27 protein-coding genes are annotated in these 26,267 nt (G+C 35.4%); 14 read left to right on the top strand and 13 right to left on the bottom strand.

Annotated features, from left to right (window positions below):
- Positions 1 to 2: 2 nt before the first annotated feature.
- The 6 genes from ACP7AT_RS00225 (at position 3) to ACP7AT_RS00200 (ending at position 7,297) form a co-directional block, all read left to right on the top strand.
- Positions 3 to 1,634 (top strand): hypothetical protein, encoded by a 1,632-nt coding sequence (locus ACP7AT_RS00225; RefSeq protein WP_426062365.1) that lies wholly within the window; start codon positions 3 to 5, stop codon positions 1,632 to 1,634.
- A complete protein-coding gene (locus ACP7AT_RS00220; protein WP_426062364.1) occupies positions 1,634 to 2,635 on the top strand; it encodes a vWA domain-containing protein in 1,002 nt (333 codons plus the stop codon). Before ACP7AT_RS00225 ends, ACP7AT_RS00220 begins: the two co-directional genes overlap by 1 nt.
- A 128-nt stretch (positions 2,636 to 2,763) precedes the next feature.
- On the top strand, positions 2,764 to 3,795 hold the full coding sequence (locus ACP7AT_RS00215) for a VWA domain-containing protein (protein WP_091203443.1): 1,032 nt from the start codon (positions 2,764 to 2,766) through the stop codon (positions 3,793 to 3,795).
- 47 nt (positions 3,796 to 3,842) lie between these two features.
- Positions 3,843 to 4,610, top strand: a complete 768-nt coding sequence (locus ACP7AT_RS00210; RefSeq protein WP_091203444.1) for a tetratricopeptide repeat protein — start codon at positions 3,843 to 3,845, stop codon at positions 4,608 to 4,610.
- A 20-nt stretch (positions 4,611 to 4,630) separates the two neighbouring features.
- The gene (locus ACP7AT_RS00205; RefSeq protein ID WP_426062363.1) at positions 4,631 to 6,376 is read left to right on the top strand and encodes a BatD family protein; all 1,746 of its coding nucleotides are present in this window, start codon (positions 4,631 to 4,633) and stop codon (positions 6,374 to 6,376) included.
- Positions 6,377 to 6,553: 177 nt separating this feature from the next.
- Positions 6,554 to 7,297, top strand: coding sequence for a tetratricopeptide repeat protein (locus tag ACP7AT_RS00200; protein ID WP_426062362.1), 744 nt, complete (start codon positions 6,554 to 6,556; stop codon positions 7,295 to 7,297).
- Between the two features lie 56 nt (positions 7,298 to 7,353).
- Here the strand turns inward: ACP7AT_RS00200 and ACP7AT_RS00195 are convergent, their stop codons facing one another.
- Positions 7,354 to 7,857: a CvpA family protein gene (locus ACP7AT_RS00195; protein WP_426062361.1), complete on the bottom strand. Its 504-nt coding sequence runs from the start codon at positions 7,855 to 7,857 to the stop codon at positions 7,354 to 7,356.
- 134 nt (positions 7,858 to 7,991) lie between these two features.
- Here ACP7AT_RS00195 and ACP7AT_RS00190 point away from each other — a divergent pair, with 134 nt between their 5' ends.
- The 3 genes from ACP7AT_RS00190 (at position 7,992) to ACP7AT_RS00180 (ending at position 10,095) form a co-directional block, all read left to right on the top strand.
- Entirely contained in the window at positions 7,992 to 8,348 is a 357-nt protein-coding gene (locus ACP7AT_RS00190) for a hypothetical protein (protein ID WP_426062360.1), read from the top strand.
- Between the two features lie 101 nt (positions 8,349 to 8,449).
- Positions 8,450 to 9,469 carry a phenylalanine--tRNA ligase subunit alpha gene (gene pheS / locus ACP7AT_RS00185; RefSeq protein ID WP_426062359.1) on the top strand — a complete coding sequence of 340 codons (1,020 nt, stop codon included), beginning with the start codon at positions 8,450 to 8,452 and terminating at the stop codon, positions 9,467 to 9,469.
- A 218-nt stretch (positions 9,470 to 9,687) separates the two neighbouring features.
- Positions 9,688 to 10,095, top strand: coding sequence for a hypothetical protein (locus tag ACP7AT_RS00180; protein ID WP_426062738.1), 408 nt, complete (start codon positions 9,688 to 9,690; stop codon positions 10,093 to 10,095).
- Here the strand turns inward: ACP7AT_RS00180 and ACP7AT_RS00175 are convergent.
- From ACP7AT_RS00175 to ACP7AT_RS00155, 5 genes are all read right to left on the bottom strand, one after another.
- Complete coding sequence (locus tag ACP7AT_RS00175) at positions 10,088 to 10,315, bottom strand: hypothetical protein (RefSeq protein WP_426062358.1); 228 nt, start codon at positions 10,313 to 10,315, stop codon at positions 10,088 to 10,090. The two genes, ACP7AT_RS00180 and ACP7AT_RS00175, sit on opposite strands and share 8 nt — an antisense overlap.
- A 9-nt stretch (positions 10,316 to 10,324) precedes the next feature.
- Entirely contained in the window at positions 10,325 to 10,540 is a 216-nt protein-coding gene (locus tag ACP7AT_RS00170; RefSeq protein ID WP_426062357.1) for a hypothetical protein, read from the bottom strand.
- A 37-nt stretch (positions 10,541 to 10,577) separates the two neighbouring features.
- The gene (locus ACP7AT_RS00165; protein ID WP_426062356.1) at positions 10,578 to 11,573 is read right to left on the bottom strand and encodes an NAD(P)H-dependent glycerol-3-phosphate dehydrogenase; all 996 of its coding nucleotides are present in this window, start codon (positions 11,571 to 11,573) and stop codon (positions 10,578 to 10,580) included.
- Between the two features lie 305 nt (positions 11,574 to 11,878).
- Positions 11,879 to 13,042: an iron-containing alcohol dehydrogenase gene (locus ACP7AT_RS00160; RefSeq protein WP_426062355.1), complete on the bottom strand. Its 1,164-nt coding sequence runs from the start codon at positions 13,040 to 13,042 to the stop codon at positions 11,879 to 11,881.
- Between the two features lie 4 nt (positions 13,043 to 13,046).
- Entirely contained in the window at positions 13,047 to 13,811 is a 765-nt protein-coding gene (locus ACP7AT_RS00155) for a type 1 glutamine amidotransferase domain-containing protein (RefSeq protein ID WP_426062354.1), read from the bottom strand.
- 86 nt (positions 13,812 to 13,897) lie between these two features.
- Here ACP7AT_RS00155 and ACP7AT_RS00150 point away from each other — a divergent pair, with 86 nt between their 5' ends.
- Complete coding sequence (locus ACP7AT_RS00150) at positions 13,898 to 14,794, top strand: LysR family transcriptional regulator (protein WP_426062353.1); 897 nt, start codon at positions 13,898 to 13,900, stop codon at positions 14,792 to 14,794.
- 194 nt (positions 14,795 to 14,988) lie between these two features.
- Here the strand turns inward: ACP7AT_RS00150 and nadD are convergent, their stop codons facing one another.
- The 5 genes from nadD to ACP7AT_RS00125 all read right to left on the bottom strand — a co-directional run bounded on the left by nadD (position 14,989) and on the right by ACP7AT_RS00125 (position 18,583).
- On the bottom strand, positions 14,989 to 15,612 hold the full coding sequence (gene nadD, locus ACP7AT_RS00145; RefSeq protein ID WP_426062352.1) for a nicotinate (nicotinamide) nucleotide adenylyltransferase: 624 nt from the start codon (positions 15,610 to 15,612) through the stop codon (positions 14,989 to 14,991).
- 85 nt (positions 15,613 to 15,697) lie between these two features.
- Positions 15,698 to 16,273 carry a guanylate kinase gene (gene gmk / locus ACP7AT_RS00140; protein ID WP_426062351.1) on the bottom strand — a complete coding sequence of 192 codons (576 nt, stop codon included), beginning with the start codon at positions 16,271 to 16,273 and terminating at the stop codon, positions 15,698 to 15,700.
- A gap of 28 nt (positions 16,274 to 16,301) precedes the next feature.
- Positions 16,302 to 17,162 carry a YicC/YloC family endoribonuclease gene (locus ACP7AT_RS00135; protein ID WP_426062350.1) on the bottom strand — a complete coding sequence of 287 codons (861 nt, stop codon included), beginning with the start codon at positions 17,160 to 17,162 and terminating at the stop codon, positions 16,302 to 16,304.
- A 183-nt stretch (positions 17,163 to 17,345) separates the two neighbouring features.
- Positions 17,346 to 18,233: a DMT family transporter gene (locus ACP7AT_RS00130; RefSeq protein ID WP_426062349.1), complete on the bottom strand. Its 888-nt coding sequence runs from the start codon at positions 18,231 to 18,233 to the stop codon at positions 17,346 to 17,348.
- Positions 18,233 to 18,583 (bottom strand): arsenate reductase family protein, encoded by a 351-nt coding sequence (locus ACP7AT_RS00125; RefSeq protein ID WP_426062348.1) that lies wholly within the window; start codon positions 18,581 to 18,583, stop codon positions 18,233 to 18,235. The genes ACP7AT_RS00130 and ACP7AT_RS00125 overlap by 1 nt, the downstream gene beginning before the upstream one ends.
- Positions 18,584 to 18,658: 75 nt before the next feature.
- On the opposite strand from ACP7AT_RS00125, the gene ACP7AT_RS00120 reads away from it, so the two are divergent.
- Entirely contained in the window at positions 18,659 to 19,114 is a 456-nt protein-coding gene (locus tag ACP7AT_RS00120; protein ID WP_426062347.1) for a DinB family protein, read from the top strand.
- A gap of 165 nt (positions 19,115 to 19,279) precedes the next feature.
- Here the strand turns inward: ACP7AT_RS00120 and ACP7AT_RS00115 are convergent, their stop codons facing one another.
- A complete protein-coding gene (locus ACP7AT_RS00115; protein ID WP_426062346.1) occupies positions 19,280 to 20,023 on the bottom strand; it encodes a PdaC/SigV domain-containing protein in 744 nt (247 codons plus the stop codon).
- A 101-nt stretch (positions 20,024 to 20,124) separates the two neighbouring features.
- On the opposite strand from ACP7AT_RS00115, the gene ACP7AT_RS00110 reads away from it, so the two are divergent.
- On the top strand, positions 20,125 to 21,270 hold the full coding sequence (locus ACP7AT_RS00110) for a cystathionine gamma-synthase (protein ID WP_426062345.1): 1,146 nt from the start codon (positions 20,125 to 20,127) through the stop codon (positions 21,268 to 21,270).
- Positions 21,271 to 21,349: 79 nt separating this feature from the next.
- Here ACP7AT_RS00110 and ACP7AT_RS00105 read toward each other — a convergent pair whose 3' ends face one another.
- Positions 21,350 to 22,153, bottom strand: a complete 804-nt coding sequence (locus ACP7AT_RS00105; RefSeq protein WP_426062344.1) for a THC0290_0291 family protein — start codon at positions 22,151 to 22,153, stop codon at positions 21,350 to 21,352.
- 278 nt (positions 22,154 to 22,431) lie between these two features.
- Between ACP7AT_RS00105 and gdhA the strand changes: the two genes are divergently transcribed.
- Both gdhA and ACP7AT_RS00095 read left to right on the top strand, forming a co-directional pair.
- A complete protein-coding gene (gdhA, locus tag ACP7AT_RS00100; protein WP_426062343.1) occupies positions 22,432 to 23,775 on the top strand; it encodes an NADP-specific glutamate dehydrogenase in 1,344 nt (447 codons plus the stop codon).
- Between the two features lie 123 nt (positions 23,776 to 23,898).
- Positions 23,899 to 26,187: a T9SS type A sorting domain-containing protein gene (locus ACP7AT_RS00095; RefSeq protein ID WP_426062342.1), complete on the top strand. Its 2,289-nt coding sequence runs from the start codon at positions 23,899 to 23,901 to the stop codon at positions 26,185 to 26,187.
- Positions 26,188 to 26,267 lie beyond the last annotated feature (80 nt).

The following is a 26,267-nucleotide window of genomic DNA, read 5'->3' as shown; positions in this document are numbered from 1 at the left end:
AAATGAAAATTAGACTTTACCTACTATTATTGCTGCTTTCTACGGCTGTTTTTGCACAACAAAAGCAAGTAGTCACAAGTATTGACACGATTAAAAATAAAATTGGCGCGGAATTTAAACTATCCATAAAAACTACTGTTGATACTTCTTCTAAAGTAATTTTCCCGAAATTAAAAAACTTAGGCGCTTTAGAGGTGATTCAGTCATATCCTATTGACACTGTCAAAATGGACGGTCGTTATGAATTAATCAAAAAATACGGTTTAACCCAATTTGATTCTGGTAGATATGTAGTTCCAAGTATCAAGATTTTTATCAACAGCAAACCGTTTATGACGGATTCACTTTTGGTTGAAGTGGCAAATGTTCAGGTAGATACTTTGAAACAAAAAATGTTCGACATTAAAGATATTGCTCCAGCGGATAACCCGATTGGAGACTGGTGGAAATACCTATTGATTGTCGCATTGATTGTGGGTATTGGAGCATTTATTTATTGGTTTATTAAAAAGCGTCAAGAAAAGAAATTACAGGAAGAAATTTTCAAGACGCCAATCGAGAAAGCGACTAGTTTGCTGGACACTTTAGAGAAAAAAGAACTTTGGCAAAAAGGAGAAGTTAAAGCCTACTATAGTGAATTGACGGATATTGCCAGAAATTATATTGAAGAAGCGATAGAAATTCCGGCTATGGAAAGCACAACTTCGGAATTGATTCAAGGACTTAGGGCTGCTTCTGTCAAAAAGAAAATGACGCTTTCTCAGGAAATAATCGAAAATCTGGAGCGTGTTTTAAAACAAGCCGATTTAGTAAAATTCGCCAAATCAAAACCATTGGATTTTGAAATCACAGAAGACCGAAATAAAATTCAAAAAGCAATTCTGACATTAGACAATTCAATTCCTGTGGAAGTACTAGTTGAGGAAGATATGCTGTTGAATGAAGCGCAAAGACAAAAACAAATCCAAATTCAATTGCGCAAACAAAAGAACAAACGCATCTTGACTGCGGTGGTTTCGGTTGTTTTTTTGTTGGCAGCGACTACTACTTTTTTCATCGTTACCAAAGGGTTTGACTATGTAAAAGACAACATTATTGGTCATCCTACCAAAGAATTATTGGAAGGCGAATGGGTAAAAAGCGAGTACGGAAATCCGGGAATTATCATAGAAACACCAAAAGTGCTCAAGAGAGTGGATTTGACTAAAACACTTCCTAAAAACGGAATGGCTTTGATTAAAGAAATGCAATCCTTTGCGTATGGAAGTGTTTTGGACCGTTTTTATGTGATGGTTTCTACTTTAAAATTTAAACAAGAGACGCAAATCGATTTGGCTAAATCTATGGATGGAGCTTTGCAATCACTCGAAGCGCAAGGTGCTCAAAACATGATTGTAAAACAGGAAGATTTTGAAACCAAAGAGGGAATCAAAGGATTAAAAGCGTACGGAACCTTCTCACAAGTTGATAGCGATAATAAGACCACTGCGAAAATGTATTATGAAGCAATATTGTTCAGTCAAGAAGGCGGATTGCAACAGATTTTACTTTTTCATGAAGAGGGAGACAAGTATGGCAGTGAAATATCAGAACGCGTTTTGAATGCTGTCGAATTAAAACAAGCGAGTAAATAATGGAGAAAATAACTTTTTTAAACTCGGAATTTTTTTGGTTGTTTCTGCTGATTCCAGTTGTAATTTTCTGGTTTATGCGAAAAAAGAACCATCAATCCGCCACATTAAAAATAAGTTCGTTAGAAGGATTTAAAGGGAATAAATCGTATTTGACAAAGTTAAAACCGATGTTAAATGTGCTTCGGGTTTTGGCTTTATGTTCTTTGATTGTAGCTATGGCACGCCCAAGAACGGTCGATGTAAGTAATAAAACTAAAACGACGAAAGGAATTGATATTGTAATGGCAATAGACGTTTCCGGAAGTATGCTTGCCAAAGATTTGAAGCCAGACCGAATGCAAGCACTGAAAAGAATAGCTGCAGATTTTGTTGAAGAACGACCAAATGACAGGATTGGACTAGTTGTTTATGCCTCTGAAGCGTATACAAAAGCGCCGGTAACCAGTGATAAAGCAGTTATACTTGATGCGATCAGAAGTATAAAATACGATAATGTTTTAGTAGACGGAACTGGAATAGGAATGGGATTGGCAACCGCTGTCAACAGATTGAAAGACAGTCAGGCAAAGAGCAAAGTGGTTATCCTGATGACTGACGGGGTGAATAATGCAGGGTTTATTGAACCAGATACTGCTTCGGATATTGCAAAAGAATACGGAATAAAAGTATATACAATAGGAATAGGAACAAACGGAATGGCCATGTTTCCGTATGCTATTGCACCAAACGGAAAATTTCTTTTCCAAATGATGAAAGTGGAGATTGATGAGCAAATGATGAAAAAAATTGCTAATCATACTGGTGGAAAATATTTTAGAGCAACGAGCAATAGTAAATTAGCCGAAATTTATGCAACAATAAATAAGCTGGAAACTACTGAAATCGAAGAATTAAAATTCTATGATTATGATGAAAAATTCAGACCTTTTATTTGGTTTGCCGGTTTTTTATTATTGCTGGAAGTAGGGTTAAGGAATACTGTTTTTAGAAGCTTTATATAAAATCCCCACTCCAGCGCTCCCGAAGGAAAGGGAGTAAGAACTGGAATATTGGAACTGGAATGACCAAGTTTAGAATTTTGATTTAGAGTAAAAATCTAAGATCGAAATTCATAAATCTAAAATTAAAAATGGAATTAGACGAAAAAAAATATTTATATCTCCTCTTAATACTGCCTTTAGTGGTGTTGATTTTTCTGTTCAATTTATATTGGAAAAGAAAAAAACAACGCGAGTTTGGAGATTTAGAAATGGTGAAAAAGCTGAGTCCTGAAAGTTCAGTTTTTAAACCCGTTTTGAAAGTGTCAGTACTGATTTTAGCATTGCTAGGTTTAATTCTCGGTTTGGTAAATCCAAAAATTGGTACCAAAATGGAAACCGTTAAGAGAGAAGGAATCGACATTGTTTTTGCAGTGGATGTCTCCAAAAGTATGCTGGCTGAAGACATAGCCCCAAACCGATTGGACAAAAGCAAGCAGATTGTTTCGCAAATCATCAACCAGTTAGGAAGCGACAGAATAGGAATCGTGGCGTACGCCGGAAGTGCGTTTCCGGTATTGCCCATCACTACTGATTACAGTGTTGCAAAAATGTTTTTGCAAAGCATGAATACTGATATGGTTTCCTCCGTAGGAACATCGTTCAACGAAGCAATCAAATTATCGTCAACCTATTTTGACGATAAAAAAACGAGTAAGCTATTGATCATGATTTCGGATGGTGAAGACCATAATGAAGGTGCAGAGGAAGCCGCCGAAGAAGCCAATAAGTTGGGAATTAAAATTATTACAATTGGTGTTGGAACTGAAAAAGGAGGTACAATTCCATTGAAAAGAAATGGAATTATCGAAGGTTTCAAGAAAGACAATAACAATGAAGTGGTTATAACGAAATTGGTTCCAGAAAGTTTGACAGCCATTGCTAAAGCCACAAAAGGGGGTTATGTAAATGGCAATAATACCAAAGAAGTGCTTGAATATGTAAAGAATGCATTAGATAATATTCAAAAAACCGAATTTGAAGCGACCGAAATGGCGGATTTTCAATCACAATTTCAATGGTTCTTAGGTTTTGCTTTTTTGCTGTTATTTGTGGACGTTTTCCTGTTGGAAAGAAAAACAAGTTGGGTTAAAAAATTAAATTTATTTAACGAGAATAAATAATTATTTCTAAAAGGTTTCAAAGCCTTCTGGACATATAGATACAATAAATGAAAAGATTTAAAATTATCATAATTGCCTTTTTAATCGTTGCTTTTTCGGGTACAGCCGGATTGCATGCGCAACAAAAAGATCGAATTTTGCCCAAAGCAAACCAAGATTATGCGGACAATAAATTCGTGGAAGCTGAAGCCAATTACCGAATTTCAGATTCAAAATTTCCTAACAAAGCCGCTGCGCCTTTTAATCTTGGAAACAGTATTTACAAGCAAAAACAATCCTCCGAAGCTAAATTTGCGTTTGCTAAGGCCTTAAAAAATTCAAAAACAAGACCTCAGAAACACCGTGCTTTTCATAATCTTGGAAATGTGTTCATGATTGAAAAAGATTATACACAAGCGGTAGAAGCGTATAAAAACGCATTGCGTAATGATCCGACTGATGAGGAAACCCGTTATAATTATGCTTTGGCAAAAAAAATGCTGAAAGACAATCCACCAAAAGACGATAAGAAAAAAGACGAGAAAAAAGATCAGGATAAGAAAGACGATAAAAAGGACGAAAAGAAAGACGGCGAAAAAGACAAAAAAGACGACAAAGACAAAGATAAAAAAGACGATAAAGGCGATCAGGACAAACAAAACAAAGATCCGAAACCCAACGATAAAGGAGAACCAAAACCTGCGCCAGGAGGAATCTCAAAGGAACGTCTGGAAAATCTATTGGACGCCGTAAACAAAGAGGAAAAGAAAGTTCAGGACAAAGTGAATGCCCAAAAAGTAAAAGGAAAACCAGTTAAAACGGAAAAGGATTGGTAATTCAATTAGAGAGTTTGAAAATGAAAAAATACTTAGCAGCGATTGTTTTATTGGTGTGCAGCACACTTAGCGCTCAGGTCCAGTTTGAGGCCAGAGTAAGCAAAACTACGCTGGGATTGAATGAAAGACTGCGTATTGATTTTATGATGAATGTAGATGGCGATAATTTTGTGCAGCCGTCTTTTGATGGTTTTCAAATTATAGCCGGACCAAGTCAGCAGGTGAGTCAGTCATGGGTAAACGGGAGAAGCTCTTTTGAAAAAGCGTACTCTTATTTTTTGGTACCCAATCAAAAAGGAACATTCATAATCAAGCCGGCGGCTATTGAGTACAACGGTCAAATCTATAAAACTGCACCTGTAAAAATCATTGTGACCGCTGCTACGGAACAGCCCAGAGACCCTAACGACTCGCAAATATCTGGCGATGAAAACCTGTATCTGGTTGCTGATGTTTCTAAAACAAATCCATACATAAACGAACCCATTACGGTTGTTTACAAGTTGTATTTCGCTAACATTGGAATTTCAAATCTAGGGGAATCAAGTAAGCCTAAATATAATGATTTTTGGAGCCAAAATATCGAAATCAAACAACTTGCTGCCGAAGAAGGAATTTTCAAAGGCCAGAATTTCAGGTTTATTGTACTCAAGAAAGTAGTGCTGTATCCGCAAAAATCAGGCAGACTTAAAATTGAGCCATTATCATTATCGGTAGATGTGCAATTACCAACAAACCGTAGGGATATGTTTGGTCGAATGATGCTCACGGAAACCACAAAGCGAGTTTCGGCTGGAGCCAAAATCATCAACGTTAAGCCATTACCCGAGTCAGGAAAACCAGAAGATTTTAGTGGTGCGGTTGGAGATTTTGACTTTAAAGTTACACCATCAAAGACTAATTTGAAACATGGAGAAAGCCTGGATTTGGTTGTAAGTGTAACTGGAAAAGGAAATTTAAAACTATTCAGCTTGCCAAAACCAGTAGTGCCAAATGCGCTGGAAATGTACGATGCCGTTCACAGCGAAGATATTAGTACACCACTTTCTGGAATGGCTGGAAAATCGTCAGACAGTTATGCAATAATTCCACAATATAGAGGGAATTATCCGGTCAAACCAATGCAGTTTTCTTATTTTGATTTGAGCTCCGGAACCTATAAAACACTGCGTTCTCCACAGATTATGATTAATGTTCTGGATGGTCCGACACCGGCTGATTCTACTGCAGCAGGTGGAAATAAAAATAAAATTGCAGCCGCAGAAGAATTTAAAGATATTAAGTCACAAACCAATCTTGTTACCATTGACAAAGAGGATTTCTTTGGATCGAATTTGTTTATTGGATTGTTATTGGTTCCTTTTTTACTTGTGCCAATAATTATTTTATTCAAAAAGAAGAAAGAAGCTATGGATGGTGATATTTCCGGAAATAGAATCCGAATGAATAATAAGCTCGCCAAGAAATATTTATCAGAAGCGAAGAAACAAATTAACAACAAAGAATTGTTTTACATTGCGCTGGAAAAAGCGATGCATAATTTCCTGAAAGCGAAATTACACATTGAAACTTCAGAAATGAGCAAGGATAACATTCAGGAATTATTGTTGTCCCGAAATGCAAAACCAGAAGCGGTAAATGATTTTATTGCGCTTACTGAAAATTGCGAAGTTGCTCGTTATGCACCTTCGTCAAGTGTTACAATACAACAGGATTTTGATAAAGCGGTATTTATAATATCTGAATTAGAAAAACAAATTGCTTAATAGTTTGCTTAACCACAAAGTGAGTAAAATTTACATAATTACTAACGTATTTGAGATTAGGATTGCTAATTAATTTTAATGTAAAATTGCTAAAAGAAGGAGTAAGACGAGTCATAAATGGAGCGCTTTAAATAGTGGTCTTTGCGACTTCCTTGTAACCTTCGTGTTTAAATTTTTATGAAAAACATACTATACATACTTTTACTTTCAACTCAGGTTTTCTTTGCCCAAAACGGCTTTGAAAAAGGAAATACGCACTATGCAAAAGGAAAGTACACCGAAGCTGTGGCGGCCTATGAAGGTGTTTTAAAAGACAATAAGCAATCCTCAGAATTGTATTTTAATTTAGGAAATGCGTATTATAAATTGAATCAGATAGCGCCTTCAATTTACAATTATGAAAAAGCATTAGTACTGAATCCAAATGATAAGGAAAGCATAAACAATCTGAAGTTCGCTCAAAAAAGGACTATTGATGAGATTAAAGTAATTCCAAAAGTAGGTTTTGGAAAATTACTTCGCGATTTCACGGGAATTTACCACTATAACACTTGGGGATGGGTTTCTGTAGGACTGGCGACATTTTTTTTATTGTTTTTTATCGGGTACTATTTTTCTCAAAAAACGCTTTCTAAACGGATTTTTTTCTTTGGAATGTTTGTGGTAATTTTTATGATGCTTATCACGTTATCCGCTGCAATTATGGAGAAAAGTCATTTTGACACTGAAAAACCGGCCATAGTTTTTGCTGAAAAGACTAATGTAAAACCAGAACCCAGAGATGGCGGAAAGCCTTTATTTGCGCTTCACGAAGGAACCAAAGTCTATGTGTTTGAAACTATTGGAAAATGGAAAAAAATACAACTGACGGATGGAACCACAGGCTGGATAGAAAGTAGTGCGATAAAGGAAGTGAAATAATAGTGTTCAATGGTTAGTTTCTACTATTCAGTATTACTATTTAGTTTGAAAGCTGCTTACTTTTTCTTCAAACTACTATACCATTCCTTTAGTGAAGGATACATGTAACCCGCTATTTTTTGGATTGGATTGTAAAAAAGAGAATTGTCCAAAGTTTCTTTTTTGGCTAAAATATGATTGTAATTTATTTTTTCGAAAACTGCAAAGACGATACTAATAATCAAAATTGTTTTCAGCACTCTAAAAAAACCACCGCCCAATTTATTCAACCAACCTAAAAAAGCAAAATCTGCTATTCCAGTCATGAACTTCCCTATTATAGAGACAACAACAACCACAATCATAAAAGTAAGGACAAAAGCCACTATTTGGATTGTATTGGGATTCCATTTGACAAAGCCCACTAAAATATCCCTCATGTAGGAGGAAAATTTGACAGCAATATAAATTCCCGCCAAAAGCGAAACTAAAGAGGCTAGTTCAACAAAAAGTCCGTTTTGTAGTCCTTTATAAAAAGCAAAAGCAAGCAGTACACCCAAAATGATATCCAAAAATCCCATAATAATTCATTAGTAAATAGAAAGGCAAATATAAAAGAATTGTTCTTTACCATTGCCAATTTTCAAGTTCTTATCTTTGCCAAAATAATTTTAGGAGCTATAATTTCATAACTCATAATTCATAATTCAAAAAAATGGCAAGAGACACACAACTTAAAGAACGCTGGGAACAGCTAGTTAATATACTTTCCAATCAATTTTCTCAAGGAGAGGACTTGGATTTAGACGCCATTATTTATTTAATTGGGGTGCAGGAACTTGGGAAAGTACATAAAGAATTTAAAAAAGACGAGAAATTAAACCTGATGCACATCGCGATTTGCCGTTTATTGGAGCCGTATGGTTTTTATGAATTCGAATTTTTTGATGAAGAAGGATGGCCTCATTACAAAGTAAAAGAGGAACTGCCACCACTTAAAGCTGGAGAACAATCGGTTTTGATGAAAGAAGCTATTGTGAATTATTTCCTGGAACGGGAAGTAATTTCGTAGTTTACAGTCTCAGTCTCCCTTTTCAGAACGAATCTAATGAAAACGGAGACTGAAAACTAAAAACTTTTTCTTAAATTTGCACTCTCAATTACGGAAGGAAAATGATAGATAAGATAAAAGAATATATTGGCGAAGCACAAGCCTTTTCAACGCAAAACACAGCAGAATTAGAAACGTTCCGCATCAAATTTTTAGGAAGTAAAGGACTTTTGAAAGCGCTTTTTGCCGAATTCAAAAATGTTCCAAACGATCAAAAAAAGGAATTCGGACAGGTAATTAATCTGCTTAAAACTTCTGCTGAAGAAAAAGTAAAATCAATACAAGAAGCTTTGGAAAGCAAAGAGGAAAGTAAAGGTTTTTACGGGGATTTAACCCGCTCAGCTGAACCAGTGATTATTGGCTCTCGTCACCCTATTTCATTGGTAAAAAACCAAATTATCGACATTTTTTCTACCATAGGTTTCAATGTTTCCGAAGGTCCGGAAATTGAGGACGACTGGCATAATTTCACCGCGTTAAACCTTCCGGAATACCATCCGGCACGTGACATGCAAGACACGTTTTTCATACAAACGAATCCTGATATTTTGCTGCGTACGCACACTTCATCCGTGCAAGTGCGTTATATGGAAAATAACAAACCACCCATTCGTACCATTTCTCCGGGAAGGGTTTTTCGTAATGAAGCTGTTTCGTCGCGTTCGCACTGTATTTTTCACCAAGTGGAAGGATTGTACATTGACAAGGATGTTTCTTTTGCCGACTTAAAACAAACGCTTTTGTATTTTACCAAAGAGATGTTTGGAAAATCAAAAATCCGTTTGCGTCCTTCTTATTTTCCGTTTACCGAACCAAGTGCTGAAATCGATATTTATTGGGGTTTAAAAACTGAAACCGACTACAGAATTACCAAAGGAACTGGTTGGTTAGAAATTGGTGGTTGTGGAATGGTAGATCCTAACGTATTGAAGAACTGTAACATTAATCCCGAGGAATTTACTGGTTTTGCCTTTGGAATGGGAATTGAAAGAATCGCCATGTTGTTGTATCAAATTGGTGATATTCGTATGTTTTACGAAAATGACGTACGTTTCTTAGAGCAATTCAAAGCAAGTATTTAGGCATTGCTAGGAACGAAGAAATCTTATAATGATTTTTGACTTTTGCGTTTTTAGGAGCTATTTCCAGCTATTCGTTACAATCTTTTTTGAGGCAAAAAGCCTAAAAAAGGATTTCCACTGCTATCTGGGCTAGGGATTTTGGGTTCACAGCATATCTGGTTTGAATACGAAACAATAATTAATAATGAATGAAGAGTTGCTTCGTTCTGCCAAATGACATGAAAAAAGACATCATCATCCCCGAAGTAGAGAACGTATTTTTTGCGGCAGTCCAAGAATGGAGTGACGATTTTATGGAAAAGGTATGGTACGCTTATTTAGTCAATGACAGCGATTTCTTAATTGAAAGCGTCATGGTAGTTTCCAAAGCTTTTGGTACCATTGACGGTGAAATGAAAAAAACATCGCTTTTGCGTCACGCTTTTGCTGAGATTCCTGAGGTTTCTGTTGTGAAAGTTGAAATGATTGAAAAAAGTGTTTTGGCACTCAACAATGAGTTCATGCTCACGTTTTTCATGGATGGGAAATTACACGATAAAAAATTTGTTTTCAAAGCCAATTCCATCAATGAAACAGAGGTTGAAGAAGTACCTATTTTATTTGTTGACGGAGTTATTGTTAGATAGATTTTTCAGTGACTTCTTTTTTAATTTTCTGTTTCCAAGAAAAATAGCTTACTACAAAAATCCCAGTTACAATAAAAAATAGCATTCTTAGTAAACTTCTTTTGGATAAAAAGGCTTGTGAAAATGACATTTCTAACAAGTCAAAAACTTGTAAGATAATAGAGAAAGATATCCCCCAAATCAATCCTGTTTTAAGTTGATATTTCCATCTTTCACTCATAAAAATTATTTAGCGGTTTTGTTGTTTAACTTTGGATTTCCAGGTAAAATATCCTAGCACAAATATCCCTACAAGGACATAAGCAACCGCGCGAATGTAAAAATTAACGGTAGCAACCTGTTCCGAAAAAGGAATTTCTTTGATGTCGAACAAAACATTAAAAACCGTCATAAATACACCCCAAATCCCGCCAGTTTTAATCTGATATTTCCATCTTTCGCTCATAAAGTGATTCTATTTTGATAGTTAATCGGTAGATGAATTAATCCAGTTTATCTGTCAGTTTTTTGAATACGGTTTTAGCATCCTGACCTTCGTATAAAATGCTGTAAACGGCATCTATAATTGGTGTTTTGGCACCATACGCCTGATTGAGTTTATACGCACTTTTTGCCGCATAATATCCTTCAGCAACCATACTCATCTCCATCATTGCTGATTTTACGGTGTAGCCTTTACCAATCATATTCCCAAACATTCTGTTTCTGGAGAATACAGAATAACCCGTCACCAGTAAATCGCCTAAATAAGCTGAGTCATTGATGTTACGTTTCATTTTGTGGACTTTCTTGATGAATTTTTTCATCTCACGAATCCCATTACTCATCAAAACCGACTGGAAATTATCGCCATAACCTAAACCGTGTGCCATTCCTGCTGCAATAGCGTAAATGTTCTTTAGCATCGCTGCGTATTCTGTGCCTATAATATCGTCTGTAATTTTAGTTTTTATGTAATTTCCAGATAAATTTTTAGCTACGACTTTAGCTTTTATAGGATCGCCACACGCTATCGTAAGATAGGAAAGACGCTCCATGGCAACTTCTTCAGCGTGACAAGGACCGGTAATTACACCGATATTGTAATATGGAATGTCGTATTTTACATGGAAATGTTCGCCTACAATCAGGCTTGTTTCGGGAACAATTCCTTTTATCGCAGAGAAAATGATTTTATCTTTTAAAGAAACGGTTAGTTTTGCTAACTCACCATCTAAAAAAGCGGATGGAATGGCAAATATAATGTAATCCGCGTATGCTACAGCTTCGTTTATATCGCTGGTTAGTTTCAGTTTTTTGATGTCAAATTCAACCGAACTTAAATAATTTGGATTGTGCTTGTAGGTTTTAATGTGCTCTATAGTAGCTTCGTTACGCATGTACCATGAAATTTCGGTAAGATTTACACATAACATTTTTGCTATCGCTGTCGCCCAACTTCCACCGCCTATTACTGCGAATTTTATATTTTCAGCCATTTTTTTATTGAATTTAATCAAAAGTACTTAAAAAACCATTAATTAAGCAAATTAAATTATTCCAAGAAACACACTGTTTGTCGGGTATTATGATGTAATTGTCTTAATTTTTTAAATTTAAAATAATTATTTTTGATTTTGCATACAATATAAATGCTGCTGTTTCGTTGTAAATATGTATTGTTTAAAAAATTAACAAAAAATACGGATTGAATTAGTTAGTTATATTTTAGAATTTTAAAAGGCGTCCCTATAAATGGAACGCCTTTTTTTAAACAACGATAATCGGTATTTAGTTATTTGAATTAATAACTCTTTTCAACAATAGATTTTACTTTTTCTAAAGTGATGTTTTGTTTTTCACCCAGTCCTAACCAGCCTCTTTCTTTAAAACGATCCACAATAAAATCTGCCGTTTTATTAAAGTCTTTGGTGTAATCTGATAATTTAGTTTCCATTCCCATAGTGTGGAAAAATTCAACTGTTTTGTTGATGGCTTCGTTTGCGATTTCATCCTCTGTTCCAGTCAAATTGAAAATACGTTTTCCATATTGTGCCAATTTTCCTTTTTTAGTTTCAAACATCACTCGGTATAAATTTGGACCCACAACCGCCAATGTTCTTGCGTGATCGATTCCGTACAAAGCTGTTAATTCATGTCCAATCATGTGTGTCGCCCAATCTGAAGGAACTCCTTTTTGGATTAATCCATTTAACGCCATCGTGCAACTCCACATAAAGTTAGAAGCTAAAGCGTAATCTTTAGGATTCTCAACTACTTCTGGACCAACTTGGATTAAGGTTTGCAAAATACTTTCGGCGATTCTATCCTGAAGATAACCTTCATGCGGATAGGTTAAATATTGTTCCAAAACATGAGTGTACGCATCAACAACTCCGTTTTCCAATTGTCTTTTTGGCAAAGATTCAATTACGGTTGGGTCACAGATAGAGAATTTTGGAAACAAGGCACTACCGCCAAAAGATAATTTTTCTTGTGTAGATTCAATAGTTATTACTCCGCCGGAATTCATTTCGCTTCCTGTAGCGGGTAAAGTTAGAATGGTTCCAAAAGGGACAATTGTAGTCAAATCAGTAGTCATTATTCTTTTTTGAAGAATATCTATTGGATTTCCATCAAAGTGAGCCGCAGCCGAAATGAACTTTACTCCGTCAATTACAGATCCTCCACCAACAGCAAGAATAAAATCGATGTTTTGTTCTTTGATAATGGCAACTGCTTTCATCAAAGTTTCAAAATGCGGATTTGCTTCTATTCCGGCAAATTCCACAATATCAAAACCTTTTAGGTTCTCGATTACTTGATCATAAATTCCATTTTTGAAAATACTTCCACCACCATAAGCGAGAAGGATTTTTGCTCCTTCTGGCACTAATGCGGAAAGTTTTTCAATTTGTCCTTTCCCAAAAATTAAATTGGTAGGATTGTATAATTCGAAATTTAACATACTTTTATTTTTTAATATTCAATTGATTTAATAATTTTTCAGCTACTAATTTAGACGAAGCTGGGTTCTGACCTGTAATCAATAAACCATCTTCTACGGCATAAGGTTGCCAGTCGCCGGATTTTGAATAAGTTGCTCCATTTGTTTGTAATGCGTCTTCCAATAAAAACGGAACTACATTTGTCAATCCAACCGCTTCCTCCTCTGTATTTGAAAATCCTGTTACTTTTTTGCCTTTTACTAAATATTCGCCATTTACTTTTACGTTTTTTAACGCTCCTGGTGAATGGCATACAAAAGCTACCGGTTTTTTATTGCTGTAAAAAGATTCAATCAAAGCAATTGAATTTTTGTCTTCGGCTAAATCCCATAACGGACCATGACCTCCAGGATAGAAAACCGCATCATAATCAGATTCTTTAACATCGGCTAATTTGTGCGTGTTTTTCAGTTTTGCCAATAATTCAGTATCAGCATCAAATCTTTTAGTATCTTCAGTTGCGGCTGATGGATCTTCACTTTTTGGATCAATTGGTGGTTGCCCTCCTAACGGTGTAGCAATATCAATTTGGACACCATTATCTAATAATTCATAATAAGGTGCAGCAAATTCTTCTGTCCAAAATCCTGTTTTTTCTCCCGTGTTACCCAATTTATCGTGACTGGTAACAACAAATAATACTTTTTTCATACCTTTTTTATTTTGTGCAGTTGCTGAAATACAACTAACGGTTAATACTAAAATGGCAAATAATGCAATCTTTTTCATTTCGGATTTCCTTTATGCAAATTTAAGGCGAATATGTTATTAGTAAAAATAATTTAAATTATGTTTGTGATAAATATATTTATATCATGGTTAATCTAGAATGGTACCGAACGTTTAAATCCGTGTATAAAAACGCAAATTTTTCTTTGGCTGCCAAAGAACTATTTATCAGTCAACCGGCTGTAAGTCAGCAAATATCAATGTTGGAGGCACATGTAGGTTATAAGCTTTTTAATCGAAAGTCTAAAGGCGTGGAACCAACGGAATACGCTAAGTTACTCAATAATTTAATAATTGAAGCACTGGACCGACTGGAAAATGTCGAGAATGGTTTTCGTGCCAAAGCAATAAATGCCAATCGGTTAATTTCAATTGGAATCTCAAAGCATCTAATGAGTAGTTTGGGAAGTGCCTTGGTTTCAAGATTTGATTTTATTGATTTTAGCTTTCATGAAGACGATACGCTTTTTGAATTGGTCGATTCTAAAAAACTAGATTTTGCAATTGTAACTAAGCAATATGATACGTTTGACACAATTCAGAAAAAGGTTGGCGAAATCAAACAAGTAATTGTTGGTTCCAATAACATTGATGCTTCCGAATTAAAAGCCAACATCAAAATAAAGGATTTCACGGCCACTGAATATTGGTTGAACGACCAAAAATGGTTCAGTCACAATGCACAGATTCCGCATATCAAGTTGTTCTGGTTGCATGTTTTCAACAAAAAAAGACCTTCGATGATTCCCAATTATATCATTCCGTCCGAATATGAAATGCTGGAAATCATTTCGAAAAATACTGGAATAGGAGTAGTTTGGGATATAAACGCGAAAAGATTGTTAGCAGAAAATAAAATCCAACTGTTATGGAACAGCAAGCAAATGCCAAGTACGGAAGTATTTGTATTATCCGGTAAAAATGAAAATTTGACTACTATTTTTCGAAATATTCAAAACGAATTAAAAAGGGTTTTGGGGTAATAATGGTTCTTACAAAGGCTATTCTACCACGTAGAAACTAAGAATTTTGTTATAAATGCAAGAAAAGCTTAGCTTTTATATCGTTTGCATAGCTATGTGTGAAAATTATGTTTTAAACTAATCTTCTTAGATGATTTTATTATGTGAATATGGGTTTAATTTTCAGGCTATTTTAGGATAATTATTTTATTGATTTACTTCTTGTAAAAATTATTATGATCAATATATTCCCAAACTTTTGCAGGCAGTAGCGGTTGCACATTTTTCCCTTTTTTGATATTATCCCTAATGAATGTCGACGATATTTCTACAACCGGAGCGTCAATCATGTGAATTTTCGTCCCGTATTTTTGGAAAATTTTTAAATCTAAATCCTCTGGATTGGTTGAAATTGCTTCATCAGCAGAGCCTTGGGCTTCAAGCCTTGGATAAACATAAATTTCGTGATGCTCCAAAATTGCTTCATAATTTTTCCATTTAGGGAAAGACCTGAGATTGTCTTCTCCCATGATTAACGAGAACTTGTAATTGGGATATTTTTCTTCTAAATGAACTAAAGTATTGACAGTATAATTGGGTTGTGTCAATTTAAACTCAATATCCGAAGGTTTTATTTTTGGAAAATCCTCGGTGGCAAGATGCACCATTTGCAAACGATGATAATCATCGAGCAACGTACTTTTTTTCTTCAAAGGATTGTGTGGGGTAACCACCATCCAGATTTGGTCTAAACCGGAGTGCTCCGCCATGTGATTGGCAATGATGAGATGCCCAACATGAATGGGATTAAAAGTTCCGAAATACAGACCTATTTTCATTAATTTAATTTAAAGATTTAAAAATTAAATAATTTAAAGGTTGGAAATTATTTTGCATTTTTCAATTCTATAATTTTTCAATCTTTTAATCCTTAATAAAATTCTTTACCAATTGATACGCTTCTTCCAAAGCAATATCTAAATCGTAGTTTTTTATAATCACATCAAATTGTGGCGCTGTTGCTAATTCTACAGAAGCTTTGGCGATACGCATATTGATTTTATCGTCGCTTTCGGTAGAACGTTCTTTTAATCTTCTTTTTAGTTCATCCACGCTTGGTGGTTTCACGAAAACTGCCAAAGTTTCTTCAGGAAATTTATGCTTAATACGCAATCCGCCAGCTACATCAATATCAAAAATCACATTTTTGTCTTTGGCCCAAATACGTTCCACTTCGCTTTTTAAAGTTCCGTAGAAATTATCGCGATACACTTCTTCCCATTCCAAGAAGTCTTCGTTTTTGATATGTTTTTTAAATTCTTCCGTAGACATGAAATAATAGTCTTTTCCATTTACTTCTTCGCCTCTTGGTTCGCGAGACGCTACCGAAATTGAAAATTCAAGATTTAAATCTTCTTTGCTTAATAAATGCCTGACTATGGTAGTTTTTCCAGATCCCGAAGGTGCCGAAAAAACGATTAATTTTCCTCCTGTGCTCATTTTATGCTGAATTTATTTCAGTATTTATTTATAGAACGTTTAATACTTGTTCCTTGATTTTTTCCAATTCGTCTTTCATCTGAACGACTAATTTTTGCATTTGTGCGTGATTGGATTTAGAACCCATAGTATTTATTTCACGTCCCATTTCTTGGGTGATGAAACCCAATTTTCTACCGTTGGCCTCAGTTCCATTGATGGTTTCCAGAAAATAGTCCAAGTGATTTGTCAAACGTACTTTTTCTTCAGTGATGTCTAATTTCTCTAAATAGTAAATCAATTCCTGCTCGAAACGATTTTCATCTACATTCACTTTAAGTTCTGATATTGCAGTTTGTAAACGGTCTTTTATAGCTTGAACGCGTTCCGGATCTAGTGCCAATGCTTCCGTCATGTACTGACGAATATTGCCAATTCGCAACTGAAATTCTTTTTCTAAAGACATTCCTTCATCTCTTCTAAAATTCAAGATGTTTTGCAAGGCTTCTTCGACAACGGTTTGGATTTGTACCCAGTCGTTTTCATCGATTTCATCACGTTCTATTTTCATGGTATCTGGCATGCGAACCGCCATTTTCATTAGTTCCGTTTCATCAGCATCAGCATACACTTCTCTCAATTGGTTGATGTAGGCTTTTACAATCGGCACGTTCACTTTTGTTGAGGTTTGTTCCGCGGTACTTTCGATAAAAATAGAAAAATCTACTTTTCCTCGTTCGAGCTTGAGTGCAATTTGGTTGCGTAAACCCAATTCCATTTCGCGGTACAGCGAAGGCATTCTCACATTCAAATCCAAACCTTTACTGTTTAAAGATTTTACTTCTACCGTGATTTTTTTGGTTGGTAATTGCAAAGTCGCTTTCCCAAAACCCGTCATTGATTGTATCATATAATTTTCTAAAAGAGGTCAAAGATAATAAAAAAGTGGCCAGTGGTCCGTTTTTAGTATTCGGTGACTCGGTATAAGTAAATGTTTAGTGATCAGATTTTATTTTTGAGTTGATATAAATAACCTAACGAACATTATAAAAGACACTAACCTGCGATTTATGCACTGAAAACTACTAGCTGATTATTGAACACTCTTCTTCTGCGTCACCAAATAAACGCCGACAAATATTAAAACTGCGGAACCAATTTTTACCAAACTCAATTCGTCTTTGCCCAAGCTTATCGCAAAAATAGTTGCGAAAAGCGGTTGTAAATAAATAAAAACAGCAACAGTAGTTGGTTTTAATTCTTTCATCGAAAGCAAATTCAGAAGATACGTCAGAAAGGTCGAAAAAACAACCACAAATCCTATTTTCCAGCAAATATCCTTTGGAACCAAAGCCCAATTCACAGTTTGAAATTGGCTCCAGCCAAAAGGTAAAACCATAATAAATCCGAACAAATAAATCCATTTTACAAATGTAAAAGCATTGTATTTATCCATTAATTTCTTGACGATAATCAGGTAAAATCCATAAGAAATGGCGTTGACCAAAACCAAGAAATTTCCCAAACCGGCGTTTGTGGCGCTACCAATGGATTTCCCGTACAAAATCAGAAATGCGGTGCCGATTAATCCAAGAATAATTCCAAAAACCATTCGTTTTTGCATGCGCTCCTTCATAATAATGGCCGAAAGCGTCAACACAATCATAGGTGTCGAAACCATAATTACGGCCGCACTTATGGGAGAAGTAAGGCTTAATCCTTTAAAAAAAGTAAGCATATTAAACGCCACGCCAAAGAAAGCCGCAGCAATAATTCGGGGGAAATCACTGAGAGCAATTTTCTCCTTTGGTATAAAAAGCCAAATCAGCCAAAATAATAGCACGGAACCACCTACTCGCAATAGGATAAAGCCATATGCATCAATGTACAAAGGCATGACATCTTTGGCGATGGTAAATGTAACGCCATAAATTATGGAAACAATTGTGGCGCCAATTATGGCAAGATTTCTTTTGGACATTATACCAACGCTTTCATTACCTGTAACATATTTTGTTGTGTATTGCCAATGTAAATTTTGTCTTTGATGATAAAAACGGGACGACTCAAAAACGTGTAATGTTCCAATATGTATTTTTTATAATCGTCTTCGGTCAACGATTTATTTTTTAAATCCATCGATTTGTACAACTGTGCTTTTTTGCTGAAAAGTGCTTCATAGCTTCCGGCAAGGTCCCGCATTTGCTCTAATTCGGCAATAGTAATCGGATCTTGTTTGATGTCGTGAAATTTAAAATCATGTTCTTTAGGTAGTGATTTTATGATTTTTCTGCAAGTGTCGCAAGAGGCGAGATAATATATTTTGTCCATGTAAAAAGCGATTTATTTGTGCAAAGAAAAATCATTTGACACGGAAAATGATTATTTTTATCAAAAAATAAAAAAATGAATCAAACACTTGAGGTCAACATTACGACCAGAAATATGGTTTCAAAATTTCTAACGGACTATACTTTAGAGCAACTCAATACGATTCCGGAAGGATTCAGCAACAATATAATTTGGAATATTGGTCATATTATCGTGTCGCAACAATTATTAGTGTACAAGCTTTCTGGTTTGCCGATGATGGTTTCGGAGGAATTAGTCGAGAAATACAAAAAGGGAACCAAGCCGGAACATATAGTAACACAGGTCGAAGTAGATAAAATTAAATCGTTATTGTTTGCAACAATTGATCAGACTAAAGCTGATTTTAATAATAAAACTTTCAAAAACTATAATGAATATCCTACTTCAACTGGTTTTACCTTAGAAAGTGTTGAAGATGCATTGGTCTTTAATGTTGTTCACGAAGGACTTCACCTGGGGAATATGATGAGTATTAGAAAGTTTATTTAGGATTTATACTTATGAATATTGGGAGCTTAATCCCGATATTCGCTCATATCTTTTACTTTTTAAAGAAAAAAGTAAAAGGATATCCGCTTCTATCGGGGCTAGCAAATCGTTAAAAAAAACACGAAATGGTGTTTAAAAAGTGTTTGATTTTTTAAAGACCATTTATTATTTAACAGCCAAATAATCATTCACTTCAGTGTACGGCAATAATAATTCTTTTGGTCCGTCGGCGTACGATGCTGCTTCGTAGGAATTGTAATAAAGTAGTAAACCTTTATCCGTATAAAAAATATTTTCTGGCAGTTGAAACTTTTCCTTCTCAAACATCAAACCGGTTGCATTGATAGATTTGTTAGCTGGGATTTTATATTTGGATCTGAATTTTTTTTCGGCGAAAGCCATAAAATCCAGTTTATTATAAAACAATTCCTCATTCGAAATGGTTTTTCCGGTATTTGGGTCAAAAAGTAGGGAACGCAAACCTTGGTATCCATGAGCGCCACCGGTGTAGGTGTAGTGTTTGATTTCAATATTCAATACTTCATCTGATTGGTATTTTACGTTTCCTTCAATGTCAGCTTCCCAGCCAAATTTGTCATTGGGAAATTCATTTTGGAGTTTCTCGTAGGAGTCAATAAATGAAGCCAATAAACCATTATAATCAGTTGCAGTGTATGGCTTTTCGCCAAAATAAATAATCTCTTTCATTACCGAAAACACTTTTTTATTGATGCTGTCCGCTACTACTGGGACGGCATTTGCAACGGGAATTTTTACACTGATAGAAGGACAATTTTCTTTGCAGGGCATTGTGGTTTTTTTCTGAAAAGATTCCGTTTCAAAAATCAATTCTTTAGAACATTGCACTGCTGAAAAAAGTAGTAAAGTGTAAATAATAAAGTGTTTCATCTCAAAATTGTTAATTAAAGACAAAGGTATTATCTTGTAGCTTGGTTAAAATAAATTAAAGGGTAAATTTGCGAAACAATTTTGCATTAAAAATTCAACTTATGAAATTCAATACTAAAGTCATTCACGGTGGACAACACCATGATCCAAGCACAGGAGCAGTTATGCCTCCAGTATATCAAACATCAACTTTTGTACAAACCAGTCCGGGGCAGCCTATAAATCCGGATTATGAATACAGCAGAGCTGCTAATCCTACCCGAAGCGCACTTGAAAATGCATTGGCAAGTATTGAAAATGGAACGCGAGGATTGGCTTTTTCGTCTGGATTGGCAGCAACGGATTGTGTGTTGCGTTCTTTTAAATCAGGGGATGAAATTATAGCGATGGACGATTTATATGGTGGAACCTACAGAATGTTTACCCGTATTTATAAAGATTCCGGTATTAAATTTCATTTTGTAGATATGAATGACATCGAGAAATTCAAGTCATTAATCAACGAAAACACGAAATTGGTGTGGGTAGAAACACCAACGAATCCTTTGATGAAATTAGCCGATATTCAGGAAATTGCGAAAATCACAAAGGAAAAGAAAATCCTTTTTGCGGTTGATAATACTTTTGCAACGCCTTATTTGCAAAAACCTTTGGATTTAGGAGCTGATATTGTAATGCATTCAGCAACTAAATATTTGGGAGGACATTCGGATGTTATTGCCGGGGCTTTGATCGTAAAAGATGAAGCGCTGGGGGATCAATTGCATTTTCAACAATTTGCGACAGGAGCAACTTTGGGGCCAATGGATAGTTTCTTGGTTCTTAGAGGAATTAAAACCTTGCATTTGCGCGTGGAAAGACATTGTGAAAATGGAGGAAAAGTGGTAGCGTTTTTAAACAATCATCCAAAAGTAAAAACTGTTTATTACCCGGGATTGCCAAGCCATCCGTATCATGAAATTGCCAAAAAGCAAATGAGTGGTTTTGGAGGAATGGTGTCATTTACTTTTGTTTCAGGCAAAAAAGAAGATGCAATAGACTTTCTGGAGAAATTAAAAGTTTTCACGTTAGCAGAATCTTTGGGCGGAGTGGAATCCTTAGCGAATCATCCGGCTTTAATGACGCATGCTTCCATCCCGGAAGACAAGCGTAAGGAAGTTGGAATTACGGATGATTTGGTTCGATTAAGCGTAGGAGTTGAAGATGCTGAAGATTTAATTGAAGATTTAAAACAAGCATTAGCGTAACAGAATATCTTTTAAACAAAAGCTCCAATTCAAAATTTAGAATTGGAGCTTTCGTTTTTTATAAGGAGTATTTTAAATGCTATTGTAAGTAATAAATATATCCCACATTAAACCAAACCAACCAGTCGTTTGCTTTATTTTCTTTATAAATTTCCGGATTAGGATTTAAACCATCTACCCAATTCGAAAAGAAATATTGGAATCTTAAATCAACCATTAAGTCCGATAAAGGCGCTAATTTATAACGAGTTCCCACACTGGAAACAACGGACCAAACGGTACCGCTCTCCGAAGAAAATCCATAAGGACGGCCGTCGGTTGGCGTTAAATATTTTGGAAACGTTGTCAAAGGGGTTCCTAACGGACCTAGAGCGGATGAAACTTCAGCATTGTAATAACTGAATTGCCCGCCAACGCTTACAAATGGGCCAACGCTGCCTGTTCTTGCTGTAAAATCACGAATACTCCATGGGAAAAATTCCAGTTGCATACCAAGATTAGTTACCGCGGTACTCCCAGTCATTGCTTTCAATTGCTCTTTTCCTAGCGACGGTTTTCCTTCAACATATTGTCCAAAATGTTGCAATTCAGTTTTATTATAAGATAGTTCAGATCTTAATTTAAAGTGGTCATTGAAATACGTTTCAGGAGTATAACAATTACAATCTGCTTTGTAAGAAAAGTTTAAATAGTGAATGATTCCAATACCAATTCCAGTGTTTCCGGCGTTTGTGGAAAAATCATGTCGTTCTCCATAATCCGATTGAAAAGCTAATGGACCGGCAATAATTCCCACTTCATGCGAAAACCCACCGAACTGAGCATTTAGATTAGTAGAGAATCCTACAAAAATTAGTAAAAGTGGTATTATTTGTTTGATCATTAGGGGCAAAATTTTCAAATCCCGACAAATATATAAAAAACATCATTCATTTATGTACATAAATTCACAATTAAAAATAAGCAGACAAATTCTTATTTACTTACGAAAGTGGTAGTGATTAGCTTTAAAAGTGGAGATCTTAAACACTATTGTTTAAGAATGCTTAATAAAAAGATAATTCTATTGATAAATTGAAAAAACAGAGTCCGAATATTTTTATAAAATGTATCTTTGTAAATTATAACGAAATCGTTTTCTTAATTAATTATTTATAATCTATGTTACTAAAAATAAATGATTTTATGGCTCAAGTTGAAGCCAAGAATCCAAATGAACCTGAATTTATTCAAGCTGTTAGGGAATTTGCAGAAACTGTAATTCCATTTATTGCAGAGCAAAAAAAATACGACGGAAAAAATTTGCTCCTTAGAATAACTGAACCAGAACGGTCAATTATATTTCGTGTTCCATGGGTAGACGATCTAGGGGAAATTCAGGTAAATAGAGGTTTCAGAATTCAAATGAATTCAGCAATTGGACCTTACAAAGGTGGAATACGTTTTCATCATACCGTGAATTTATCAGTACTTAAGTTTTTAGCATTCGAACAAGTATTCAAAAATAGTTTAACCACTTTGCCAATGGGCGGTGGAAAAGGAGGATCTGATTTTGATCCACAAGGAAAGTCTGATGGTGAAGTAATGCGTTTTTGCCAGTCTTTCATGACTGAATTGTGCAGACACATCGGGCCACAATTGGATGTACCTGCAGGAGATATTGGAGTTGGAGCCAGAGAAATTGGGTATTTATTTGGTCAATACAAAAGAATCAGAAACGAATTTACCGGAGTATTAACGGGTAAAGGATTAGCTTACGGTGGTTCTTTAATCAGACCGGAAGCTACAGGTTATGGAGTAGTGTATTTTGCGGAACAAATGTTGAGAACTATTGGTCAAAATATTAGCGGTAAGACTGTTTCAATTTCTGGCTTTGGAAATGTCGCTTGGGGAGTTGCTTTAAAAGTAAATGATCTTGGCGGAAAAGTAGTTACAATTTCTGGTCCTGATGGTTACATTTATGATGAAGAAGGAATTTCTGGTGATAAAATTGATTTCATGCTTGAATTGAGAGCAAGAGGTGATAATAGAGCCGAAGCGTATTTAGAGAAATATCCAAAAGCTGTTTTCCACAGAGGAAAAAGCGTATGGGAAGTAAAAGTAGATATAGCGATTCCTTGTGCAACTCAAAATGAGTTGAACGAAGAAGATGCTAAAAAATTAATTGCAAACGGTGTTATTTGTGTAACTGAAGCGGCAAATATGCCGTGTACATTAGAGGCCATCAAACAATTCTTGAAAGCCAAAGTACTTTTTGCACCAGGTAAAGCAGCAAATGCAGGTGGTGTAGCGGCATCGGGATTAGAAATGACTCAAAACTCTATTCGTTTGAACTGGACAAGCGAAGAAGTAGATTCAAGGTTAAAAGAAATCATGGTTGGAATACACAATCAATGTAAACAATATGGTACAGACAGCGAAGGATATGTGAATTACGTAAAAGGAGCAAACATTGCCGGATTTGTAAAAGTAGCGGATGCTATGCTAGCTCAAGGGGTGGTGTAAATAAGGTTTTATTATAATTTAAAATGCCTTCTTCCATGTTATTGGTCGAAGGCATTTTTTTATGTAACAAAATGCTAAGACTTTCGTTTGTTCTATATTTGTAAACCAATAGTCATACAAATAATGAAAAAGAACGTTTTATATTTTTTGCTTCTGCTTTTTGTACAAATGGGTTTTGCCCAAAGTAATTTGTCATGGCAGGGCTATTTCTCCTACAATGAAATTAAAGATGTTTCGGAATCTGCAACCGCTGTTTTTGCCGCATCAGAAAATGCATTATTTTCTAAGAATACCACAACAAATTTAATCAAAACGACCAATACTATTGATGGACTTTCAGGACAGACTATTTCATCGGTTTACAACAGCGCAACATTCAATAAAACAATTGTAGGTTATGAAAACGGACTCATAATTGTCATTAATGAAGCCGATGGAAGTATTCTGAATGTGGTCGATATTGTCAATAAACAGCTTCCGGCAAACATAAAAAAAATCAATCACTTCATGGAATTTGAAGGTGTTACTTATGTTTCCTGTGATTTTGGAATTGTCCAATTTAATTTGACCACCATGCAATTTGGCGATACTTATTTTATTGGTGATAATGGAGCTGAAATCATTGTGAATCAAACTGCATTATTCAATGGGTTTATTTATGCCGCTACCAATAATGGAATAAAAAGAGCCGCTATTTTTAATGAAAATTTAATCGATTTCAAGCAATGGGCAACAATTACAACCGGAAATTGGTCCGGAATAACAACTTTTGGCACCGATTTGTATGCTGTTGATTCTTTTGGGAATGTTCAAAAATTTTCTACCACAGTAAATTCTTTTACTGGAATTATTCAGCTTCCTCAGCGTGCAGTAGATATGCGAGCAACAACAGATTATTTGATACTGACAACTTTGAATAGTATCTATATTTACAACAATCAAATGGTTTTGGTGCGCCAAATAAATACCAACCAAATCCCGGAAAGCAATCTCGGATTTACCTGCGCTACTATAATTGGAGGTGTTGTTTTTATTGGAACAAAAGAAAACGGATTTATTACCACTTCGCTTTCTTCGGCTGCAACTTTTGAAAATATAACGCCTACAGGTCCTTCCAGAAACAATATATTCGCGCTTCAGGCCACACCGAATGTGCTTTGGACAGTTTACGGAGATTATTCAGGCGATTACAATCCGTATCCATTAAACAGTTACGGTATCAGTAAATTCAGTGCTGCTGGATGGTTAAATATTCCTTATGAAAAAGTTTTTGGAGCGAAATCAATAACCAGAGTTACAATTAATCCCAGCAATGAAAATGAAGTATATGCAAGTTCCTTTTTTTCGGGATTATTAAAAATAGAGAATGACGTACCAAAAATTTTGTACAATCAAACCAATAGTGGCTTAGAATCTTTGACATTTGTAGGTCCTAATTACATTGATATCAGGGTTAATGGAACGGCATTTGACAAATCCGGGAATCTTTGGGTTACCACCAGCAGAATAAAAAATGGATTAAAAGTACTAAAACCAAATGGGCAGTGGCAAAGTTATGCTATGGATGCGATTTTGGCTTCACCGATAGATAATAATTTTGCCACAATTGCCATCGATAAAAATGGCACCAAATGGCTTTCTACTAGTGAAGATGGTGTTGTTGGGTTTAATGAAAGTAACAATAAATTTAAAAAAATAACAACAGGACCTGATACCGGGAATTTGCCAATTTCAAATGTAAGAGTGGTTGCGGTAGACAATAGAAACCAATTGTGGATAGGAACGACAAAAGGTTTGCGGGTTTTGCCAAACGTAAGTAGTTTTCAATCAGAGGACCAAATGACAGCGAATCCAATAATAATTTTAGAGGATAACCTGGCGCAAGAGTTGTTGTATGAACAGTTTATTACCGATATTGCCGTAGATGGGGCGAACAATAAATGGATTGGCACTGCGGATTCAGGCTTGTTTTTAGTATCGCCAAACGGACAGGAAACCAAGTATCATTTTACAATAGACAACTCACCGTTGCCCAGTAACGTTATAAATGATATCGATATAAACAATGCTACAGGCGAAGTTTTTATCGCTACTGCGAAAGGATTGGTTTCTTTCAAAGGAGTTTCGACTGCCGCCAATGATGATTTAAGTAATGCATACGTGTATCCAAATCCAGTGCGACCAGAATACCAGGGAACCATCAAAATTGCCGGATTGCTGGATAAAGCTACTATTAAAATTACCGATATTGAAGGAAATTTAGTGCATGAAGCCACCTCAGAAGGTGGAACAATGGAATGGGACACCACGGCTTTTGGTAAATACAAAGTCGCATCAGGGGTATATATGATATTTATTTCGGCACAAGACGGAGTGGAAACGAAAGTAAAGAAAGTAATGATAATTAGATAGTGTTCAGTGATCAGTCACTAAGTATGAGAATAGTGGTTCATTTCCGAAAATCTAATAATTTAAGAAGTCTAATAATTTAA

The organism is Flavobacterium sp. DSP2-3-1 (assembly GCF_049896865.1).
Classification (GTDB): domain Bacteria; phylum Bacteroidota; class Bacteroidia; order Flavobacteriales; family Flavobacteriaceae; genus Flavobacterium.
This window is presented reverse-complemented; position numbering and strand designations above follow the sequence as displayed.

Excerpts from the sequence above, each read along its gene's own strand:
- ACP7AT_RS00225 (WP_426062365.1), top strand. The coding sequence starts at position 3 with ATGAAAATTAGACTTTACCTACTATTATTGCTGCTTTCTACGGCTGTT.
- ACP7AT_RS00220 (WP_426062364.1), top strand. The coding sequence starts at position 1,634 with ATGGAGAAAATAACTTTTTTAAACTCGGAATTTTTTTGGTTGTTTCTG.
- ACP7AT_RS00215 (WP_091203443.1), top strand. The coding sequence starts at position 2,764 with ATGGAATTAGACGAAAAAAAATATTTATATCTCCTCTTAATACTGCCT.
- ACP7AT_RS00210 (WP_091203444.1), top strand. The coding sequence starts at position 3,843 with ATGAAAAGATTTAAAATTATCATAATTGCCTTTTTAATCGTTGCTTTT.
- ACP7AT_RS00205 (WP_426062363.1), top strand. The coding sequence starts at position 4,631 with ATGAAAAAATACTTAGCAGCGATTGTTTTATTGGTGTGCAGCACACTT.
- ACP7AT_RS00200 (WP_426062362.1), top strand. The coding sequence starts at position 6,554 with ATGAAAAACATACTATACATACTTTTACTTTCAACTCAGGTTTTCTTT.
- ACP7AT_RS00195 (WP_426062361.1), bottom strand. The coding sequence starts at position 7,857 with ATGGGATTTTTGGATATCATTTTGGGTGTACTGCTTGCTTTTGCTTTT.
- ACP7AT_RS00190 (WP_426062360.1), top strand. The coding sequence starts at position 7,992 with ATGGCAAGAGACACACAACTTAAAGAACGCTGGGAACAGCTAGTTAAT.
- pheS (WP_426062359.1), top strand. The coding sequence starts at position 8,450 with ATGATAGATAAGATAAAAGAATATATTGGCGAAGCACAAGCCTTTTCA.
- ACP7AT_RS00180 (WP_426062738.1), top strand. The coding sequence starts at position 9,688 with ATGAAAAAAGACATCATCATCCCCGAAGTAGAGAACGTATTTTTTGCG.
- ACP7AT_RS00175 (WP_426062358.1), bottom strand. The coding sequence starts at position 10,315 with ATGAGTGAAAGATGGAAATATCAACTTAAAACAGGATTGATTTGGGGG.
- ACP7AT_RS00170 (WP_426062357.1), bottom strand. The coding sequence starts at position 10,540 with ATGAGCGAAAGATGGAAATATCAGATTAAAACTGGCGGGATTTGGGGT.
- ACP7AT_RS00165 (WP_426062356.1), bottom strand. The coding sequence starts at position 11,573 with ATGGCTGAAAATATAAAATTCGCAGTAATAGGCGGTGGAAGTTGGGCG.
- ACP7AT_RS00160 (WP_426062355.1), bottom strand. The coding sequence starts at position 13,042 with ATGTTAAATTTCGAATTATACAATCCTACCAATTTAATTTTTGGGAAA.
- ACP7AT_RS00155 (WP_426062354.1), bottom strand. The coding sequence starts at position 13,811 with ATGAAAAAGATTGCATTATTTGCCATTTTAGTATTAACCGTTAGTTGT.
- ACP7AT_RS00150 (WP_426062353.1), top strand. The coding sequence starts at position 13,898 with ATGGTTAATCTAGAATGGTACCGAACGTTTAAATCCGTGTATAAAAAC.
- nadD (WP_426062352.1), bottom strand. The coding sequence starts at position 15,612 with ATGAAAATAGGTCTGTATTTCGGAACTTTTAATCCCATTCATGTTGGG.
- gmk (WP_426062351.1), bottom strand. The coding sequence starts at position 16,273 with ATGAGCACAGGAGGAAAATTAATCGTTTTTTCGGCACCTTCGGGATCT.
- ACP7AT_RS00135 (WP_426062350.1), bottom strand. The coding sequence starts at position 17,162 with ATGATACAATCAATGACGGGTTTTGGGAAAGCGACTTTGCAATTACCA.
- ACP7AT_RS00130 (WP_426062349.1), bottom strand. The coding sequence starts at position 18,233 with ATGTCCAAAAGAAATCTTGCCATAATTGGCGCCACAATTGTTTCCATA.
- ACP7AT_RS00125 (WP_426062348.1), bottom strand. The coding sequence starts at position 18,583 with ATGGACAAAATATATTATCTCGCCTCTTGCGACACTTGCAGAAAAATC.
- ACP7AT_RS00120 (WP_426062347.1), top strand. The coding sequence starts at position 18,659 with ATGAATCAAACACTTGAGGTCAACATTACGACCAGAAATATGGTTTCA.
- ACP7AT_RS00115 (WP_426062346.1), bottom strand. The coding sequence starts at position 20,023 with ATGAAACACTTTATTATTTACACTTTACTACTTTTTTCAGCAGTGCAA.
- ACP7AT_RS00110 (WP_426062345.1), top strand. The coding sequence starts at position 20,125 with ATGAAATTCAATACTAAAGTCATTCACGGTGGACAACACCATGATCCA.
- ACP7AT_RS00105 (WP_426062344.1), bottom strand. The coding sequence starts at position 22,153 with ATGATCAAACAAATAATACCACTTTTACTAATTTTTGTAGGATTCTCT.
- gdhA (WP_426062343.1), top strand. The coding sequence starts at position 22,432 with ATGTTACTAAAAATAAATGATTTTATGGCTCAAGTTGAAGCCAAGAAT.
- ACP7AT_RS00095 (WP_426062342.1), top strand. The coding sequence starts at position 23,899 with ATGAAAAAGAACGTTTTATATTTTTTGCTTCTGCTTTTTGTACAAATG.